This window comes from Bradyrhizobium sp. LLZ17, assembly GCF_041200145.1.
GTDB lineage: Bacteria > Pseudomonadota > Alphaproteobacteria > Rhizobiales > Xanthobacteraceae > Bradyrhizobium.
On the sequence record NZ_CP165734.1, the window covers coordinates 2356891 to 2375689 of the forward strand.

The 18799-nt window shown below is 64.0% G+C and carries 12 protein-coding genes and 2 pseudogenes; 8 read left to right on the forward strand and 6 right to left on the reverse strand.

The window, feature by feature from the left end; genetic code table 11:
• Positions 1–99 precede the first annotated feature (99 nt).
• The 4 genes from AB8Z38_RS11770 (at position 100) to AB8Z38_RS11785 (ending at position 2383) form a co-directional block, all read left to right on the forward strand.
• Complete coding sequence (locus AB8Z38_RS11770) at positions 100–390, forward strand: type II toxin-antitoxin system RelE/ParE family toxin (RefSeq protein ID WP_369725211.1); 291 nt, start codon at positions 100–102, stop codon at positions 388–390.
• Complete coding sequence (locus AB8Z38_RS11775; RefSeq protein WP_369725212.1) at positions 390–740, forward strand: addiction module antidote protein; 351 nt, start codon at positions 390–392, stop codon at positions 738–740. The genes AB8Z38_RS11770 and AB8Z38_RS11775 overlap by 1 nt, the downstream gene beginning before the upstream one ends.
• A gap of 71 nt (positions 741–811) precedes the next feature.
• Complete coding sequence (locus AB8Z38_RS11780; RefSeq protein WP_369725214.1) at positions 812–1369, forward strand: hypothetical protein; 558 nt, start codon at positions 812–814, stop codon at positions 1367–1369.
• A 51-nt stretch (positions 1370–1420) separates the two neighbouring features.
• The gene (locus AB8Z38_RS11785; protein WP_369725215.1) at positions 1421–2383 is read left to right on the forward strand and encodes an amidohydrolase family protein; all 963 of its coding nucleotides are present in this window, start codon (positions 1421–1423) and stop codon (positions 2381–2383) included.
• 5 nt (positions 2384–2388) lie between these two features.
• On the opposite strand, the gene AB8Z38_RS11790 is transcribed toward AB8Z38_RS11785, so the two are convergent.
• From AB8Z38_RS11790 to AB8Z38_RS11800, 3 genes and pseudogenes are all read right to left on the reverse strand, one after another.
• Entirely contained in the window at positions 2389–5505 is a 3117-nt protein-coding gene (locus AB8Z38_RS11790; RefSeq protein WP_369725217.1) for an efflux RND transporter permease subunit, read from the reverse strand.
• Positions 5506–5535: 30 nt separating this feature from the next.
• On the reverse strand, positions 5536–6780 hold the full coding sequence (locus AB8Z38_RS11795; protein ID WP_369725219.1) for an efflux RND transporter periplasmic adaptor subunit: 1245 nt from the start codon (positions 6778–6780) through the stop codon (positions 5536–5538).
• A gap of 145 nt (positions 6781–6925) precedes the next feature.
• Positions 6926–8327 (reverse strand): annotated as a pseudogene (locus tag AB8Z38_RS11800) (CoA transferase).
• 146 nt (positions 8328–8473) lie between these two features.
• Here AB8Z38_RS11800 and AB8Z38_RS11805 point away from each other — a divergent pair.
• The gene (locus tag AB8Z38_RS11805) at positions 8474–8761 is read left to right on the forward strand and encodes a hypothetical protein (RefSeq protein WP_369725220.1); all 288 of its coding nucleotides are present in this window, start codon (positions 8474–8476) and stop codon (positions 8759–8761) included.
• A gap of 60 nt (positions 8762–8821) precedes the next feature.
• Positions 8822–9592: an SDR family NAD(P)-dependent oxidoreductase gene (locus AB8Z38_RS11810; RefSeq protein ID WP_369725222.1), complete on the forward strand. Its 771-nt coding sequence runs from the start codon at positions 8822–8824 to the stop codon at positions 9590–9592.
• A gap of 168 nt (positions 9593–9760) precedes the next feature.
• Here AB8Z38_RS11810 and AB8Z38_RS11815 read toward each other — a convergent pair.
• The 3 genes and pseudogenes from AB8Z38_RS11815 to AB8Z38_RS11825 all read right to left on the reverse strand — a co-directional run bounded on the left by AB8Z38_RS11815 (position 9761) and on the right by AB8Z38_RS11825 (position 15417).
• Positions 9761–13152: pseudogene (locus AB8Z38_RS11815) on the reverse strand (error-prone DNA polymerase).
• Positions 13149–14732, reverse strand: a complete 1584-nt coding sequence (locus AB8Z38_RS11820; RefSeq protein ID WP_369725224.1) for a DNA polymerase Y family protein — start codon at positions 14730–14732, stop codon at positions 13149–13151. Before AB8Z38_RS11820 ends, AB8Z38_RS11815 begins: the two are co-directional and overlap by 4 nt.
• Positions 14626–15417 (reverse strand): ImuA family protein, encoded by a 792-nt coding sequence (locus tag AB8Z38_RS11825; protein WP_369725226.1) that lies wholly within the window; start codon positions 15415–15417, stop codon positions 14626–14628. The genes AB8Z38_RS11820 and AB8Z38_RS11825 overlap by 107 nt, the downstream gene beginning before the upstream one ends.
• Before the next feature lie 166 nt (positions 15418–15583).
• Between AB8Z38_RS11825 and AB8Z38_RS11830 the strand changes: the two genes are divergently transcribed.
• On the forward strand, positions 15584–16981 hold the full coding sequence (locus AB8Z38_RS11830) for a UdgX family uracil-DNA binding protein (RefSeq protein ID WP_369725228.1): 1398 nt from the start codon (positions 15584–15586) through the stop codon (positions 16979–16981).
• A gap of 125 nt (positions 16982–17106) precedes the next feature.
• Complete coding sequence (locus AB8Z38_RS11835; RefSeq protein ID WP_369725230.1) at positions 17107–18729, forward strand: inorganic phosphate transporter; 1623 nt, start codon at positions 17107–17109, stop codon at positions 18727–18729.
• Positions 18730–18799: the final 70 nt, after the last annotated feature.

Genomic DNA, 18799 nt, shown 5'->3' on the forward strand with positions numbered 1-18799 from the left:
GAAGCACCGCCTCCAAGCTCGCTGCACCGCCCGCCGGCCGCTTGCGCCGGTTTGGAGTTCTTTGACATTCTGTAGCCCATGGACTACAGTTGTCGCTTCATGATCGAGGTGAGGCAAACCGAGCAGTTTTCGGAGTGGCTGAACCGCCTCAAGGACGCGAGTGCTGCTGCCCGGATCACTGTCCGCATTCGCCGCATGGAGATGGGCAATCCTGGCGACAGCAAAAGCGTTGGCCGGAACGTCCGGGAAATGCGCATCGACTACGGCCCGGGCTACCGGATCTACTATGTGCAGCGTGGAGCGCAGGTTGTGATCCTGCTAAGTGGCGGCGACAAGCGCACGCAGCGACAAGACATCAAGCTAGCCCAGCAACTAGCGGAGACATTGTGATGCCAAGGGCAACAAAAACGACAGTCAAAGCGGCATCCAAGACGACGCGCTTCGACGCCGCCGACTATCTCAACACCGAAGAGCGTCAGGCCGCCTATATCGCGGCCGCGCTAGAAACCGGCGACGCAGATTTCGTGCGTGACGCGCTTGGGCTCGTCGCACGTGCGCGCGGCATGAGCGCGATCGCAAAGAAAGCCGGCTTGAACCGCGAAAGCTTGTACAAAGCACTCGGGGAAACCGGCAATCCCGAGTTCGGCACGGTGATGCGCATTCTCGGAGCGTTGGGCCTGACATTGTCAGCCCAACCCGCGACCAGCGGACGGATCTCAAAGCGCCGCCGCGCCGCGTGAGGGAGCTCGGCGCGTGCAACGTCGTGATCGCTGTCAGCGCCAAACCGGATCAGGCGGTCTCTGGATACGACATGAAAAGTCGCCGCATTCATCTGATGGGCGCGTCAGGCTCCGGCGTGACGACGCTCGGTCGTGCGCTTGCCGGCGGGCTTGCGCTGCCGCATCACGACAGCGACGATTATTTCTGGCTGCCGACCGCGCCGCCCTATCAGACCACACGCCCAGCCGCAGATCGGCTGCGTCTCATGCGCGAGATCTTCCTGCCGCGCCCCGACTGGGTGCTGAGCGGGACCGTGACCGGCTGGGGTGACGAGCTCATCCCGTTGTTCGATCTCGTCATCTACGTGACCACGCCGCGTGAAATCCGGTTGAGGCGTCTGCGCGCCCGCGAGGCCACGCATTTCGGCGCCGATGCCGTCGCGCCGGGCGGCTGGCGACATCATGAGACTGAGTCGTTCATCGAATGGGCCTCGCACTACGAAGCCGGCGATCGCGAAGGCCGCAGTTTCGCAAAACATGAAGCGTGGCTCGCGGGCCTGCCCTGCCCGGTCGTGCGCGTCGACGGCTCACGCCCGCTTGCGGAGCTTGTCGAGCAGCTATGCAGTGACGCACAGCAGCTGTCCGGCTGATGTGATACTCTCGCGCTGCCCGCTTCCAAAACAAAAGCAGGGAGAGAAACCATGCTCAATCGGCGCGGCGTTCTGCTTGCCTCCCTTGCCGCCGGAGTAGCCATGACCAACAGAGCCAACGCCCGCGCGTCGCAGCCCGCGACGCCGGTCAATTTCGACGTTCCGGCCTATGCCTGCGACTGCCACACCCATATCCACGGCGATCCCGAGAGATTCCCGTTCTTCGCAGGGCGCGTTTACACGCCCGGGCCCGCCTCTCCCGAGGAGATGGCCGCGCTGCACAAGGCGCTGCATATCGAGCGCGTGGTCATCGTGACGCCGAGCGTCTATGGCACCGACAATTCCTCCACCCTGTTCGGCATGAAGGCCCGCGGCACGAGCGCGCGCGGGGTGGCCGTGATCGACGACAAGACCACCGAAGCCCAGCTCAATACGATGCAGCAGGAAGGTTTTCGCGGCATCCGCATCAATCTCGCGACCGGCGGCATCAGCGATCCCGATGTCGGACGTGCCCGCTTCACCGCAGCGGTCGCCCGCATGAAGGCGCGCGGCTGGCACGTGCAGCTCTACACCACGCTGCCGATGATCACCGCGATCAAGGACCTCGTGCTGGCCGCCCCGGTGCCGGCGGTGTTCGATCATTTTGGCGGTCTCGAAGCCTCGCTCGGGGTGGAGCAGCCGGGCTTTGCGGACCTGATCGAACTGGTCAAATCCGGCAAGGCCTATGTCAAGATTTCCGGCGCCTATCGCTCGTCCAAGCTCGCCCCGGACTATCAGGACATGGTGCCCTACGCGCGCGCGTTGATCGCGGCGAACCCGGACCGCATCGTCTGGGGCACCGACTGGCCGCATCCGGATTCAAGCCATGTCGAGGGACGGAAAGCCACCGACATCGCGCCGTTCTATCCGATCGACGACGGCCGCCTGCTCAACCAGCTTCCGGTATGGGCGCCGGATGCGGACATGCGCAAGAAAATCCTGGTCGACAATCCGGCGCGGCTCTACGGGTTCTGACGGTCTTATCGCGCGCGGCGCGAGAAGAACGAGATCAGCACCGGCAGCGTCACCAGGATCACGACCGGCGCCAGCATCATGCCGGTGACGACCACGACCGCGAGCGGCTTCTGCACCTGCGAGCCGATCCCTCCCGACAGCGCGGCCGGCAGCAGGCCGACGCCTGCGACGACGCAGGTCATCAGCACCGGGCGGAGCTGCAATTCGCCGGTGCGTATCACCGCGCTCTCGCGATCCATGCCCTCGTCGATCAACTGATTGAACTGCGACAGGATGATGATGCCGTCCATCACGGCGATGCCGAACAGCGCGATGAAGCCGATCGCCGCCGAAACGCTGAACGCGGTGCCGGTGATCAACAGCCCGAGCACGCCGCCGAAGATCGCCATTGGAATGACGCTCATGGCGAGCAGTGTGTCGGTCATCGAGCCGAAATTGAACCAGAGCAGAATGCCGATCAGCGCCAGCGAGATCGGCACCACGATCGAGAGGCGGCGGATCGCGTCCTGGAGATTGCCGAACTCACCGACCCATTCCATGTGCGAGCCGGGCGGCAACTGCACCTGCTCGGCGATCTTCTGCTGCGCCTCGCGGATGGCGCTGCCGAGGTCGCGCTCGCGCACCGAGAACTTGATCGGCAAATAGCGCTCCTGCTGCTCGCGATAGATGTAGGCGGCACCCGAGACGAGGCTGATGGTGGCGACCTCGCTCAGCGGAATCTGCGTGACGGTTCCGTTCGGTCCGGGCGCGCCAATCCGCAAGTTCTGGATCGCCTCGGCGCTCCTGCGGTATTCCGGCGCGAGCCGGACGATGATCGGAAAATGGCGGTCGGAGCCGGGCTCGTAGAGATCGCCGGCGGTGTCGCCGCCGATCGCGACCTTGATCGTCGCGTTGATGTCGCCGGGCGCGAGCCCGTAGCGCGCGGCCTTGGCGCGGTCGATGTCGATCTGGACCGTCGGCTGCCCAAGCGAGGTGAACACCGCAAGATCGGTGATGCCTTGCACGGTCGCCAGCACCGACTTGATCTTGTTGGCGGTGTCGGTAAGCGCCTGGAGATCGCTGCCGAACAGCTTGATCGAGTTCTCGCCCTTCACGCCGGAGACGGCTTCGGAAACGTTGTCCTGGAGATATTGCGAGAAGTTGAATTCGACGCCGGGGAAGCGGTCGTCGAGCTGCTTGAGCAACTGCGCGGTCAGCTCTTCCTTGTCACGCGTGCCCGGCCACTCACTCGCGGGCTTCAGCGGCGCGAAGAACTCGGCGTTGAAGAAGCCGGCCGCGTCGGTGCCGTCGTCGGGACGGCCATGCTGCGACACCACGGATTCGACCTCGGGCCGGGCGCGGATCACCTTGCGCATCTCGTTGACGTAGGTGTTGCCTTCCTGGAGCGAGATGGTCGGCGGCAGCGTCGCGCGGATCCAGAGATTGCCCTCTTCCAGCTTGGGCAGGAATTCGAGACCGAGCAGCCGGCTGAGCGCAACCGTCATCAGGACGAGGCCGACCGCGCCGCCGAGCATGATGTTGCGGTTGGCGACCGCCCAATTCAGCACCGGCATATAGATCCGGTGCAGGATCAGCATCACCCTGGTCTCGGTCTCCTCGACATGCGCGGGCAGGATGATCGCGGACAGCGCCGGGGTGACGGTGAAGGTCGCAAGCAGGCCGCCGGCGAGCGCGTACGCATAGGTGCGCGCCATCGGTCCGAAAATATTGCCCTCGACTCCGGACAGCGTGAACAGCGGCAGGAACGCCGCGATGATGATCGCGGCGGCAAAGAAGATCGAGCGCGACACGTCGGCCGCGGCGCTAAGGATGGCATGGCTCTTCATGCCGAACAGCGTGTCGGGCGACATCTGCTCGGATTCCGCCGGCGGCGTGGTCTGGGTCAGGCGGCGGAAGATGGCTTCCACCATGATGACGGTGGCGTCCACGATCAAGCCGAAATCGATGGCGCCGACCGACAGCAGGTTGGCCGATTCCCCGCGCAGCACCAGGATGATCACGGCGAAGAAAAGCGCGAACGGAATCGTGGCGCCGACGATCAGCGCACTGCGGAGGTCACCGAGGAAAATCCACTGCAACAGCACGATCAGCAGAATGCCGACGACCATGTTATGCAGCACGGTGTGGGTGGTGAGGTCGATCAGGTCCTTGCGGTCATAGATGCGTTCGATGCGCACGCCTGGCGGCAGGATGGACGAGTTGTTGATGTCGGCGACGAGCTGCTCGACGCGATTGATGGTCGGCGTGCTCTGCTCGCCGCGGCGCATCAGCACGATGCCCTGCACGATATCGTCGGCATCGTCGAGGCCGGCGATGCCGAGCCGCGGCTTCTGGCCGACGGTGACGGTCGCGACATCCTTCACCAGCACCGGATTGCCACCGGACTGCGCCACCATGGTGTTGGCGAGGTCGTCGATCGAGCGGATCAGGCCGACGCCGCGCACCACGGCGGATTGCTGGCCGATATTGACGGTGTTGCCGCCGACATTGACGTTGGAATTGCTGACCGCTTGCAACAATTGCGGCAGCGTCAGGCCGTTGGCGACCAGCTTGTTGAAGTCGACCTGGAGCTCGTAGGTCTTGCTCTTGCCGCCCCATCCGGTGACGTCGATCACGCCGGGCACGGAGCGGAAGCGGCGCTGGAGGATCCAGTCCTGGATGGTCTTGAGGTCGAGCACGCTGTAGTTCGGCGGGCCGACCAGGCGATAGCGGAAGATTTCGCCAATCGGGCTCAGCGGCGAGATCTGCGGCTGCACGTTGCCCGGCAGCGGCGCGAGCTGCGCCAGGCGGTTCAAGACCTGCTGCAATGCCTCGTCATAGGTATAGGCGAAGGAGAACTGGAGCTTGACGTCGGAGAGGCCGTAGAGCGAGATCGTGCGGATGGTCGTGAGGTTCTTCAGGCCTGCGACCTGGGTCTCGATCGGAATCGTGATATAGCGCTCGATCTCTTCCGCCGAGAGGCCGGGGCTCTGCGTCACGATGTCGACCATCGGCGGGGTCGGATCCGGATAGGCCTCGATGTTGAGCTGGTTGAACGCAATCAGGCCACCGATGAGCACGGCGACGAATAGGCCGAGCATCAGGTAGCGCCGGCTGACGGCAAGGGCGACGAGACGATCCATTCGGGTCTTCGCAATTTCTTGGGTCGTCGATCAGCTACCGGACGCCGCGCGGTCGATGAACAGGCTGCCTTTGGTGACGACCTGCTCGCCGGGTTTCAGATTGCTGGTCACCTCGACGAGGTTGCCATTGACGAGGCCGATCTTGATCTGGCGCAGCTCGACCGATTTGTCCTCGCGCGCGACCCAGATGCGGACCTGGTCTCCTTCGTAGATCAGCGCCTGCTTCGGCACGGCAGGTGCCGCGCGATCACCGGCCGAATAGATCGTGACATTTGCGAACATTTCCGGCTTGAGCAGGCCGTCCTTGTTGTCGATGGTGGCGCGAACCAGGAGGCGGCGGGTGTTGGGATCGATCGCGGTGGCGACGTAGTTGATCTTGGCGGTCAGCGGACGGCCCGGCAGTGCCATCACATTAAAGTTGATCTCCTGCCCGACGCTGACGGAAGCGGCGTCGCTCTCGCGCACGAAGGCGGTGAGCCAGACCGTGGAGAGATCGCCGATCACGAACACCGGATCGCTAGCGCCGGAATTGACGTACTGGCCGGGACCGATCTTGCGCTGCACGACGGTGCCGGCGATCGGCGAATAGATCGTGATCTCCGGATTGATGACGCCCTTGTCCTGGAACGTCTTGATGGTCTCGTCGGTGAAGCCGAGGATGCGCAGCTTGTTGCGCGCGGCTTCCAGCGCCGTCACCGAGGAGCGCATGTCGTTCTGCGCCTGGACCTGGGTCGCTTCCGCCTGCTGATAGTCCTTCAGCGGGACGGCATGGCCCTCATAGAGGTCCTTGGCGCGCTTGAACTGGATGTCGGCAAGATCGACGGCCGACTTCGCCTTGTTCTGCGACGTCATCGCCGCGATGAAATCGTTCTGGGCCTGCACGGTGTCGGCGGCCTCGATCGTGAACAGCGGCTGACCTTGCGTCAGGCTCTCGCCCGGCTTGGCGAGCAGCTTGGTCACCCGGCCCGCATAGGGCGAGAACACCGGCGTCGAGCGGTCCTCGTCGACCGCGACCTTGCCTTCGGTGACATATTCGGCCCTGAAGGCTTTGCTCTTGACCGGCTCGATGGTCAGCGTCGCCCATTCCGACGGTGTGGGCGTGAAATTCTGCGCATTCCGGCGCGACTGGCTGGAGACTTCGGAGTGGCTCTTGTCCTTCGCGCCCGCAGAGAGGAAGCCGTAGGCGCCGGCCCCGGCAAGCGCCAGTAAAACTACGGATGTGATCATCCGTTGTTTTGTAAACAACTGAAATCGCTTGGTATTTTTAACTACCATGGGGCCCGGTCAAGTCTGCGACGATCTCGGCAAACGACTGCCTCATCGGTCGCGCTAATAGTGCCGAATTGAGATTTCAAACAACCTAAAAAACGGGGAGCGTCTTTCGGTTTGCGTTAAAATTCTGCAACGCGTCAGCTTCACGTCAGCTTCGTGACGGCCATTGCGGCGGATGGCTGCCGAGCGGCATCGCCGGACGGCTCCATCGTGCCGGCGTTGCCGACAGCACGGCAGAATGGCGTATCGCTGTCAGCGTGCCAAAGCCAGATGACACCGTTTCCATGAACGCTGCATGTACGGTCTCGCCCGCAAGATCCGGGGTGTTCAGGCCGTGCGCGAGCCGGCCGAGATTCCACAGCCAGCGCCCGGTCTGTGCCAGCGACACGCGTACGTGCCAGCTGCCGCCTTCGCGAGCCTGCCGCGCCTTGGCCATCATCGCGCCAAATCCCATCAGATATCCGGTGGCGTGGTCGAGCATCTGCGCCGGCAATTCCTTCGGCGCGTCGATGCCGGCGGCCTGTCCCTCGGCGTGGTTGAAGCCGGTCGTGGTCTGCACCAGCGAGATCGAAGCCGCGCCGCTCGGCCCAGGGGCCGGCGTGGCCGTAAGCCGACAGCGTCACATAGACGATGCCGGGATTGATGCTGGCTGCGTCCTCCGGCGAAAAGCCGAGGGCTGCGAGCGCGCGCGGACGATAGCCTTGCGAGAATATATCGGCGCTCTTCAAGAGCTCGCGCAATTGCGCCCGTCCCGGCTCGCTCTTGAGCTCGATGAAGGTGGTGAGCTTGCCGCGGCCGGTGTCGATGGTGAGCCAGGGAATGGCCGGCAGCTCGGGTCCGGAGATCAGCAGCACATCGGCGCCATGCGCCGCGAGGGTGCGGCCGGCGACGGGGCCCGCGATGACGCGGGAGAGATCGAGCACGCGCAGACCGGCCAGCGGACGATCGCCTTTCGGCCACGGCTTTGGCGGGGCATCGCCGATCTTCTCGATCGCTATCAGCGGCAGCTCCGCCAACGCACGCGCCTGCGGCAGCGCCGACCATTCGTCATAGCTGCGCATCAGGGCAACGACCCCGCCGGCGGCATAGGCCGCGGTCTCGAAGTCCTCGCCCTTCCATTGCATCAATGCGGCCTGCACCTTCTCGCGCTCGGGCTCGCAAGCCAGCACCTTGCAGACGGCGTCGCGATGATGCCTGAAATTGGTGTGGCAGCGGACGAAACGGTTGTCGCCGGTCCTGTAGACGCCGGCAATGGCGTCCCAGGCCGGGGGCGGCGGCTTGTCGTCGAGGCGAAGATATCGTTCGGAGCGGCATTCGACGAGGGCGTGGCGCATATCCACATGAACGTCCTGTGCCTCGCCGCCTCGCAGCTTCCATATCTCGGCGGCGGCAAGGCCGGCGGCCGCGATCGTCGTTTGTCCGGCGACAGCGACGCGAAACGAGGATGGAATCTGCGGCTCTTCGCCGGTCAGCCGCACGCGCTCGAGTGCGGCCGCATCGCCGCCAACCGAGCTCCAGAGATCGTTGAGAACGCCGGTTGGGCTTTGCATGTCCGCTTCTCTCCGTTTCGGGTTATTGTTTGAGCATGATCTCCGCGCAAACGCGTTCCGCATTTGTCGCGAGGAAAAACGCTGCGCAAGCGTCCGGATCATGCTGTAGCTTCTCGCGCCTATCCACTAGCACAAAAGGGAATGTCATGGCCGCCATCGATCCCCTCACCGCAGGCGCCGTGCTCATCGCAACGGCGGCCACCGACGCGGTCTATGTGATGTTCACCTCGGCCGTGGTCGCGCGCAAGCGCGTGCCGGCGGCGAGCTGGAGCGCGATCTGGTATCTGCTCTCCTCCTACGCTGTGATCAGCTACACCGAAAACGCCTTCTATGTCGCTTTCGCGGCGATCGGCTCCTGGGTCGGCGCCTATGCGTCGCTGACTTTCCTGCACCGCCCACCCGGCGGCCCGCCGGTCGGCGCTGCGCCGGAGTAAGGCTTCTGCGTATCTCCTGAAGCGGCTACACTTCCTCCGACCAACAAAAAGGAGCCAACCATGGATCTCGGTCTCAAAGGAAAGAACGCTGTCGTGCTCGGCGGCACGCGCGGCATCGGTCGGGCGATTGCGGCAACGCTCGCCGGTGAAGGCACCAACGTCGCGCTGTGCGCACGCAATGCGGATCAGGTTGCCGCGACCGTCGCGGAGTTGAAGGCCGGCGGCATTCGCGCGGCCGGCAGCCCGGTCGACGTCACTGACGGCGCGGCGCTGAAGTCCTGGATCGAGGCTGCAGCGAAAGAGCTTGGCGGCATCGATATGCTGTTTTCCAACGCCGGCGCCATGGCGCAAGGCCACGATGCTGCATCGTGGGAGCAGAATTTCCGGCTTGACCTGCTCGGCGCCGTAGATGCGTTCGACGCCGCACGGCCGTTCCTCGAAGCCAGCGGTGAGACGAGCGGTGACGCGGCCTTCGTCATCATCTCCTCGATTTCGGCGGCGCAGGCCGATCTGGCGAGCTCCTATGGCCCGATCAAGGCGGCGCTGATCCACATGGCCAAGGGACTGGCGCGGCAATATGCGAAGAAGAAGATCCGCGTCAACGTGGTCTCGCCCGGCACGGTCTATTTCAAGGGCGGCGTCTGGAACACGATCGAACAGAACATGCCCAAGCGCTACGAGGATGCGATCAGCCGAAATCCGACGGGTCGCATGGCCACGCCACAGGAAATCGCAAGTGCCGCGGTGTTTCTGGCAAGTCCGGTGTCGTCGTTCACCACGGGCTCCAATCTCGTCGTTGATGGCGCGATCTCAAACCGGGTGAATTTTTAGAGGGCTACGTTCTCGAAGCCCGCTCCGGCGAGAGTGTGGCGCCCAGTCATTGCAACAAGCTCGTCATTGCGAGCGCAGCGAGGCAATCCAGACTGTTTCTGCGAAGGCAGCTGGATTGCTTCGTCGCAAGAGCTCCTCGCAATGACGGCGCGGACACAACAACGGCCTTCAATGAAAATCCCGCGACGGCGGCAGGACGCGGACGTTGCGGGGGTGGCGGATTTTTGCGCGGGGGCGTCGGGATGGACGCGAGGGTCGTCGTTGAGCGGCTCGATCAGGGCGACGCCTGATGGCTCCGGGTGCTTGCGGCTGAGGGCGTCGTTGGCAAGGCCGATCAGATCGTGCGAACGGTCGACCATGCGCTGCGCGATCAGATGCGTCACCTTTTCGGGGCTGCTCTGGATATAGCCTTCGACCAGGACGAGGCGCGCGCCCATCACCTCCTTGCGGTACTGCTCCATGATCTTCGGCCACACCACGATATTGGCGATGCCGGTTTCGTCCTCCAGCGTCATGAACACCACGCCGCTGGCACTGCCCGGCCGCTGCCGCACCAGCACCACGCCGGCGCAGCGGACGCGGCGCCGATCGTTCTCATGATTGATGTCCTTGCAGGCGACGATTCGTTCGCGCGAAAACATCTCGCGCAGAAATTCCATCGGATGGCCCTTCAGCGAGAGCCGGATGGTCTGATAATCCGCGACCACCTGCTCGGCGCGCGGCATCACCGGCAATGGCTTTGCGTGCTCGTCCGGCTGCTCGCGCGCAGTGGCCGCCTCGAACAACGGCAGCGGCACGTCGTCGGGCAGGCGCCGCACCTGCCACAGCGCCTCGCGGCGGTCGAGCCCGAGCGAGCGGAAGGCGTCGGCGTCCGCCAGCAGGATTAACGCGCGCTTGGGCAGGCCGGTGTCGCGGGCGAAGTCTTCGAGTGAGGTGAAGCTCCGGCGATTGCGGGCGGCGACGATGCGGTCGGCCCAGTCCAACTCTCCGCCGTCATTCCGGGGCGCGCCAAGTGACGCGCCCCGGAATGACGACTGGATGATCTTTAGTCTCTCCTCATCCTCGTCCCGCCAGTGAAAGCCGTCGATCTGGCGAAAACCCAGTCGCACGGCGCAGTATTTGCCGCTCCCCTCCTCCAGCGTGTTCTGCGCAAAGCTGTAGGACACGTCGATGTCGCGCACCTCGACGCCGTTCTTGCGCGCGTCGCTGACGATCTGTGCCGGCGCATAAAAGCCCATCGGCTGCGAGTTCAGCAGGCCGCAGCAGAATGCGTCGGGATGGTAGTGCTTCAGCCAGGACGAGATGTAGACGAGTTGCGCGAAGCTGGCGGCATGGCTTTCCGGGAAACCGTAGCTGCCAAAACCCTTGATCTGCTCGAAACAACCTTTGGCGAATTCGGGATCGTAGCCCCGCGCGACCATGTTGCCGATCAGCTTGTCCTCGTATGTGCCGATGGTGCCGACATTGCGGAACGTCGCCATCGAACGGCGCAGGCCGTTGGCTTCCTCGGAAGTGAATTTCGCGGCCTCGATCGCGATACGCATCGCCTGTTCCTGGAACAGGGGCACGCCGAGGGTTTTGTGCAGCACCTTGAAAAGCTCGTCCTTGTCGCCATGCTGCGGCGACGGCGATGGATAGCTTACTTTTTCCAGGCCGTTCCGCCGGCGCAGATAAGGATGGACCATGTCGCCCTGGATCGGACCGGGGCGCACGATCGCGACTTCGATCACGAGATCATAGAACTCCCGCGGCTTCAGACGCGGCAGCATGTTCATCTGCGCGCGGCTCTCGACCTGAAACACACCGAGTGATTCCCCGAGGCACAGCATGTCGTAGACCTTGGGATCATCCTGCGGGACGCTCGCCAAAGCCCAGCGCTCACCCTTGTGCTGATCGATCAGATCAAAGCACTTGCGGATGCAGGTCAGCATGCCGAGCGCCAGCACGTCGACCTTCATCATATTGAGCGCGTCGACATCGTCCTTGTCCCATTCGATGAAAGTGCGGTCGTCCATCGCGGCATTGCCGATCGGCACATAGGTGTCGAGCCGGTCTTGCGTGAGCACATAGCCGCCGACATGCTGGGAGAGATGGCGCGGGAATTCGATCAGTTCGGTCGCAAGCTCGACCGCAAGGTTGATCATGGGATTCTGCGGATCGAGCCCGGCCTGCTTGACCTGCATGTCGTTGAGGCCCTTGCCCCAGCTGCCCCAGACGGTGTCGGCGAGCGCGGCGGTGACGTCCTCGGTCAGTCCGAGTGCCTTGCCGACATCGCGAATGGCGCTGCGCGGGCGATAATGGATGACGGTGGCGATGATCGCGGCGCGGTGGCGGCCATAGCGGCGATAGACATATTGCATCACCTCCTCGCGCCGGGAATGCTCGAAATCGACGTCGATATCCGGCGGCTCGAGCCGCTCCTTGGAGATGAAGCGCTCGAACAGCAGATCGACCTTGGTCGGATCGACCGAGGTAATGCCGAGCACGTAGCAGACGGCCGAATTCGCCGCCGATCCGCGCCCCTGGCACAAGATATTCTGGCTGCGCGCGTAATGCACGATGTCGTGCACGGTGAGGAAGTAGTGCGCGTATTTCAGCTCGGCGATCAGGGCGAGCTCTTTCTTGAGGGTCGCGCGAAGCTTGTCGTCGATGTTGCCGTTGAAATAGGTCTGCACGCCGGCCCAAGTCAGATCCTCCAGATGGCCTTGCGCGGTCTTGCCCGGAGGCACCGGCTCATCCGGATACTGGTATTTGAGCTGGTCGAGCGAGAACTCGATGCGATCGGCAAACCGCATGGTCTCCGCGATCGCCTCCGGAAAATCACGGAACAAACGCGACATTTCTCTGGGAGGTTTCAAGAACCGTTCGGCATTGGCTTCGAGCCTTCTCCCGACCGCCTCGATCGTGGTCTTTTCCCGGATGCAGGTCAGCACGTCCTGCAGGGGACGGCGGGCCGGATCGTGATACAGCACCTCGTTGGTCGCGAGCAGCGGCACCTTTGCTGTCGTCGCGAGATCATCGAGCTGCGCCAGGCGGCGCCGGTCGTCGCCGCGATAGATCAGGCTCGCCGCCAGCCACACGCCCTCGGCGCGGCTTGCCCTGAGTTTTGCGAGAATATCCAGCGCTTGCGCTTGGTCAAAGCGATGCGGCAGCGTCAGGACCAGGAGCTGGCCTTCGGCAAACGCAAGGAGATCGGCGAGAGTGAGATGGCATTCACCCTTCTCAATCCGCGTGATCTCGTCGCCGCGCTTGCCTTTGGTGAGGAGCTGGCACAACCGGCCGTATGCGGCGCGATCGCGCGGATAGACGAAAATGTCGGGTGTGCCGTCGATGAAGACGATGCGCGCGCCGATCAGGAGTTTTGGCTTGTGCAACACCTCGGTGTTGTCGAGCTCGTTGTAGGCGCGCACGACACCGGCCAGCGTGTTGTGATCGGCAATCCCGATCGCGGGGATGCCCAAAATGCTAGCCTGATGCACATAGGCGCGCGGGTCCGATCCGCCGCGCAGGAACGAGAAGTTGGTGGTGATGCCGATCTCGGCATAGGCTGATGTCGTCATGCGAAGAGACCGTGCACATACCATTTGGCGGGAATGGACTTGCCCTCGTCGTCAATCAGCTCGTCGTAGAGACCATCGCGAAACATCCAGAAGCGCAGGCCTTCGGCATTCTCGATGCGGAAATAATCCCGCGTCAGTTGCCTGCCGTCCTGCCGCCACCATTCCATGGCGATACGCTCGGGCCCTTCCACCCGCACCACGGCATGCTGCGCGCGCCGCCAGGTGAATTGATGCGGCGGGCCGTCGGGCACGGTCGCGAACGGCACCGTAACCTGCTCCGGTTTTTCAAACAGCCGCAAGGGCCGCAACGGCGGCTCGCTCGCGGTGCGCGACGGCCATTCGACCTGCATGGCGGCGGCAAGATGATGCTGCGCAGGCGCAGCCAGCACGGCGTACTCTGGAATATGGGTATCCTGCGGCAGGTGCACGACGACGCGCTTTCCGCCGATGCGCGCGGCAATGCGGTCGACCAGTGCCGCCAGCTCGTCATTGTCGTGGACGTGAGCATCGAGATCGCGCTGCTCCTGCACCACGATTTCGGTGCGGCTCGCCGACAGCCGCACCATGTCGAAGCCGAAGCCGGGATCGAGGGGGTCGGCGAGCGCGTCGAGACGCTCGCGGAACAGACGGTCGATGACCTTGCTTTGCGTGACCGGCCGCCCGGTCTCGACCATGATCGCGCGCACCACGCCGTCGGTGCGGAAGAACGCGGCCTCTAGGCGGCGCGCGCCCTTGCCCTGCTTCTCCATGGACGTAACAAGCGTGTCCGCCAGGCGCGACAGCGTCATCGCAATCATGGTGTCGGTCGCAATCGGCTCGGCAAAACGTTTTTCCACGATGTAATCAGGCAGCGGTTTGCGCGGGCTGATCGGCGCATCGCCCTGTCCCAGCGCATGCGCGAGCAGCGTGGAGAACCGCGCGCCGAACCGCGCCGTGATCTCGTGCGGCGCGCGGGAGGCAACATCGCCGATGGTTTTCAGGCCGGCACGGCGCAGGCCGGTGGTGATGGCCTCGCCCGCGCCGAGCGCGGACACCGGAAGCCGGTTGATCGCTTCCGCCTCCCCGCCATCCGCGACGATGGTGCCTGAAGCCTGGCGCGTCAGCGTGCGCGCACAGACCGAGGTTCCGGCGATCGCCGCGCTGACGGCAAAACCCTGACGAGCCAGCGCTCGAACCAGCGTCTGCAACAGCGCAGCTTCGCCACCGAACAGATGCGCGCAACCGGTGATGTCCAGGAACAGCCCGTGCGGCGGATCGAGCGCCACCAGCGGGGTGAAGCGATCGCACCAGTCGGCGATGTCACTGAGAGTCTTCGCATCGGCCACGACATCGGCGTCGAATACTTTCAAACCCGGGCACATCGCCCGGGCATTGGCCAGGGGCTGGCCGACATGCAGCCCCAAACGCGATGCCGCGTCGTCGAGCGCATGGATCACCAGCGCATTGTTGTCCTTGATGACAACGATGTTTGGTTCACCCTGCGCGCCGCTGCTCGGCAAGAACCGCTTGATCCTGTCGATAGGCAGGCGCGGCAGCCACAGACTGAGGATACGACGATGGTTCAGAGAACTGGCACTCATCACACTTCCATTCCATGATCCAGCGGCCGCACGGGCCATGACGATTGCGCAAGAGCTCGGCATCGAAGCGCGGCGCGCCCCAGGCACTCCATGTCGTCCCCGGCGGCGAATGCGCCGCGCGCAGCATCCATCGCGTCTCCGCAGTCGAAGGCAGCGGCTGCGCGGCCATCCGCAGCAGCAGGCCGGTGACGCCGGAAGCTTGCGCGGCCAGCGTCAGCTTGCGGCTCGCCACGAGATCGAACTGTCTGGTCTCACCCCAGAGCTCGAGCACGACCGCCCCCAGCGCATCGCAGGCAAGCGCGTCGGCCGAGGTCCGTAACGCACTCTCCACGTCAGCCGCACGCACCAGCACCACGCGGCGCGGATCGAGACCGAGCTCGGCAAGCCCGCTCATCGACAGCGCGCCGGTTTCAGTTTCCGAAAAATCCTGCCGCACCCACAAAAGCGGTTTGCGCGCCGTCACGCGACCCGCAAGCCCGCTCACAAAACCCGTCGCGGCGGCGCCCTGGCGGCCCTCGCAAAACACCTCGTGGATTGTCGCGCGCGCGAGCCCGCCCATCAGTGCGGTGTCGGCCCCGTCGTGGCCGAGCGCGACGCGATCGCGATGATGCACGACCTCCGCCGTCTCGATGCGCTCGATCTGGCCGCGCAAGGTCGCAAGCGCGCTACTACGTGCGCCGCTCATGCTCGCCGCTCCTTCAGAGGTGATTGCCGGTGGCTCTCAAAAAGAGAACCAGCAGCTGGCTCATTTGTTCATGATATGTTCTAATATAAAGCTAACGGGCGCATGAGAGTCAATCGAATTGGCGCGCCTGTAGATTCATGAGCGGAATCAAGAGGATTCAAGTGTCATGTACCTGATTGCCCTCGACAGCGAGACTGACTTTGACGGCTGGCGCAAGGCGGCACGCGCGCTTGCGCTACATCACGTCACGCCGATGGAAGTGACGTGGAGCGTGCAGGGCCAGGCGAAAGACCTAGTGCCCCCTGGCCTGTCCGAAGCGCCAAGCCTTCCGCCCGTCGAGACCGAAGGCACGTTCAACGTTCCGGCCAATTTTGTCGAGCTTGCCCGCGTCGCGATCCTGCATCGGGACAGCGCACGTTTTGCGCTGCTCTATCGCCTGCTCTGGCGGCTGAAAGCCGATCACGACCTGCTGGCAACAATGACCGATCCCGACGTGGCAGAAGCAACCGTGATGGCAGGCGCCGTGCAGCGCGATGTACAGCGGATGCGCGATCTCGTCCGTTTCCGCGAGATCGGACGCGAGCAGAAGGCGCATTATGCCGCCTGGTTCGAGCCGGAACATCACATCGTGGCATTCGCCGCGCCGTTTTTCGCGCGCCGTTATGCCGACATGCCCTGGTCCATCCTCACGCCCGACATTTGCGCCCATTGGGACGGCCACGCGATCTCGTTCACGCCTGGGATCAGCCAGAAGGAGATGCCGGCACCAAACCGGTTGGAGGAAACCTGGCGCCGCCACTTTCGGCATGACCACCCGATCACGCCCGAAGCGCCGCAGAAGTACCGGAGGAACCTGTCGGAAGCTTCGATACTTGAACCTCTGCTTGCCGATGCCGAACGCTGGACCGGCGGAAGGATGAACCCGCGGCCGGAGACTCCGATGAAACGCAAGACCGCCGCCGACGATCTCGAAGCGCTCCGCGAGGAAGCCGCCCACTGCCGCGCCTGCCATCTCTACAAGGACGCGACCCAGACCGTGTTCGGCGAAGGCCCGAAGTCCGCCAACATCATGCTGGTCGGGGAACAGCCCGGCGACAAGGAAGACCTCGCCGGCCATCCCTTCGTCGGCCCCGCCGGCCAGATGCTCGACCGCGCGCTGGAGGAAGCCGGCGTGAACCGCAAGAAGGTCTATGTCACCAACGCGGTGAAACACTTCAAATTCGTGCCGCGCGGAAAAATCCGCCTGCATCAAAAGCCGAACACGCCGGAGATCCGGGCGTGCCGGCAATGGTATGAGCGGGAGGTCTCCGTCATGCAGCCCGATCTCATCGTCGCGATGGGTGCGACCGCCGCGCAAAGCGTGTTCGGCAAGATCACCCCGATCGGCAAAAACCGCGGCCGGCTGATCGACCTTCCCGACGGCCGCAAGGCGCTGGTGACGGTGCATCCGTCCTACCTGTTGCGGCTGCCCGATCCCGAGGCCAAGGCGCTGGAATATCGGCGTTTTGTCGACGATCTGAAGATCGCTGCCGCCCTGCAGCGGAAATCCGCCCACGCCGCCTGAGACGGGCTGTCATCTCCGGCAACAAGCGGTGGAGTAATCCCGCCATTTCAACTGCATGCCGGCCCATTTCAACTGCCTGTCACATGGCGCGCGCAAAGTCGGCGCATTGGGACAGGAGAATTCCGATGAGTGACGTTGCTTTACCCGGCTCGATCGAGCCGGCCTTGCGTGAGGGCCCGGACCTTGAAGGCGGATTCCACCCGCTGACCGGCATCATCTATATGGGGGTCATCGCCACCGCACTGCTCTTCGTTGCCTACAGCATCTGGACCGACGTCGATGCGACCGGCACGCAAATCAAGAGCATCGCTCCCTTCCTCATGCTCTTCATCGCGCTGCTGATCGCGCTCGGCTTCGAGTTCGTGAACGGCTTCCACGACACCGCCAATGCCGTCGCCACCGTGATCTACACGCGCTCCCTGCCCGCCAACATCGCCGTGATCTGGTCCGGCATGTTCAACCTTTTCGGCGTGCTGCTCTCGTCGGGTGCCGTCGCGTTCGGGATCGTCTCGCTGCTGCCGGTGGAATTGATCCTCCAGGTCGGCTCCAGCGCCGGTTTCGCCATGGTGTTCGCGCTGCTGATCGCCGCGATCATCTGGAATGTCGGTACCTGGTATTTCGGCCTGCCGGCCTCGAGCTCGCACACGCTGATCGGCTCGATTATGGGCGTTGGCATCATGAATGCGGTCCTGCACGGCCGCAGCGGCACCTCGGGTGTCGACTGGTCCCAGGCCACCAATATCGGCAAGGCGCTGCTGCTGTCGCCGTTGTTCGGCTTCGCGCTCGCCGCGGTCCTGCTCTACATCCTGCGTAGCGTGCTGCTGCGCGCCGCGCCCGCTCTGTTCGGCGAGCCGAAGGGCGACCAGCCGCCGCCGTGGTGGATCCGCGGCATCCTGATCCTCACCTGCACGCTGGTGAGCTTCTTCCACGGCTCCAACGACGGCCAGAAGGGCATGGGCCTGATCATGCTGATCCTGATCGGCACCGTGCCGACCGCCTATGCGCTCAACCGTGCGCTGCCCGCGAGCGAGATCGAGCACTTCGTCAAGAACTCGGACTCGGCCAGCAAGATCATCGAGGGCAAGGCTGCCGGTTACAACGTGCTCGGCAATCCGCGCCCCGCAGTGACCAGCTACGTCGCGACCCGCGAAGTCAACGGCGGTACCTTCCCCTCGCTTGCCGTGCTGGTGCGCGACATCGCCAAGCAGGTGACCACCTACGGCTCGCTCGCCAAGGTGCCGGCCGAACTCGTCGGCAACACGCGCAACGACATGTACCTCGCCTCGGAAGCGCTCCGATTCCTGATGAAGGACAAGGAAGCCGAGCTTAACGCCGACGACGTCGCCGTGCTCAACGCCTACAAGGGCTCGCTCGACAGCGCCACGAAGTTCATCCCCGGCTGGGTGAAGATCGTGGTCGCCATCGCGCTTGGGCTGGGCACCATGGTCGGCTGGAAGCGCATCGTGGTCACGGTCGGCGAGAAGATCGGCAAGACGCACCTGACCTACGCCCAAGGTGCCTGCGCCGAGATCACAGCGGCTGCCACCATCGCCGCCGCCGACATTTACGGCCTGCCGGTCTCGACCACCCACGTGCTGTCTTCAGGCATCGCCGGCACGATGGCCGCCAATGGCTCGGGCCTGCAATGGTCCACGATCCGCAACATCGCAATGGCCTGGGTGCTGACGCTGCCGGCCGCGATGATCATCTCGGGCTCGCTCTATTATTTCTTCTCTCACGTCTTCTGAGAGATCGCTGGCTCACTGACGTCAAAGGGCCCGCGCCACGCGCGAGCCCTTTTCTTCCGTGTTACGACAT

Bases quoted from the DNA above. Each gene is read 5' to 3' on its own strand.
- AB8Z38_RS11770 (WP_369725211.1), top strand. From the start codon at position 100: ATGATCGAGGTGAGGCAAACCGAGCAGTTTTCGGAGTGGCTGAACCGC.
- AB8Z38_RS11775 (WP_369725212.1), top strand. From the start codon at position 390: ATGCCAAGGGCAACAAAAACGACAGTCAAAGCGGCATCCAAGACGACG.
- AB8Z38_RS11780 (WP_369725214.1), top strand. From the start codon at position 812: ATGAAAAGTCGCCGCATTCATCTGATGGGCGCGTCAGGCTCCGGCGTG.
- AB8Z38_RS11785 (WP_369725215.1), top strand. From the start codon at position 1,421: ATGCTCAATCGGCGCGGCGTTCTGCTTGCCTCCCTTGCCGCCGGAGTA.
- AB8Z38_RS11790 (WP_369725217.1), bottom strand. From the start codon at position 5,505: ATGGATCGTCTCGTCGCCCTTGCCGTCAGCCGGCGCTACCTGATGCTC.
- AB8Z38_RS11795 (WP_369725219.1), bottom strand. From the start codon at position 6,780: ATGGTAGTTAAAAATACCAAGCGATTTCAGTTGTTTACAAAACAACGG.
- AB8Z38_RS11805 (WP_369725220.1), top strand. From the start codon at position 8,474: ATGGCCGCCATCGATCCCCTCACCGCAGGCGCCGTGCTCATCGCAACG.
- AB8Z38_RS11810 (WP_369725222.1), top strand. From the start codon at position 8,822: ATGGATCTCGGTCTCAAAGGAAAGAACGCTGTCGTGCTCGGCGGCACG.
- AB8Z38_RS11820 (WP_369725224.1), bottom strand. From the start codon at position 14,732: ATGAGTGCCAGTTCTCTGAACCATCGTCGTATCCTCAGTCTGTGGCTG.
- AB8Z38_RS11825 (WP_369725226.1), bottom strand. From the start codon at position 15,417: ATGAGCGGCGCACGTAGTAGCGCGCTTGCGACCTTGCGCGGCCAGATC.
- AB8Z38_RS11830 (WP_369725228.1), top strand. From the start codon at position 15,584: ATGTACCTGATTGCCCTCGACAGCGAGACTGACTTTGACGGCTGGCGC.
- AB8Z38_RS11835 (WP_369725230.1), top strand. From the start codon at position 17,107: ATGAGTGACGTTGCTTTACCCGGCTCGATCGAGCCGGCCTTGCGTGAG.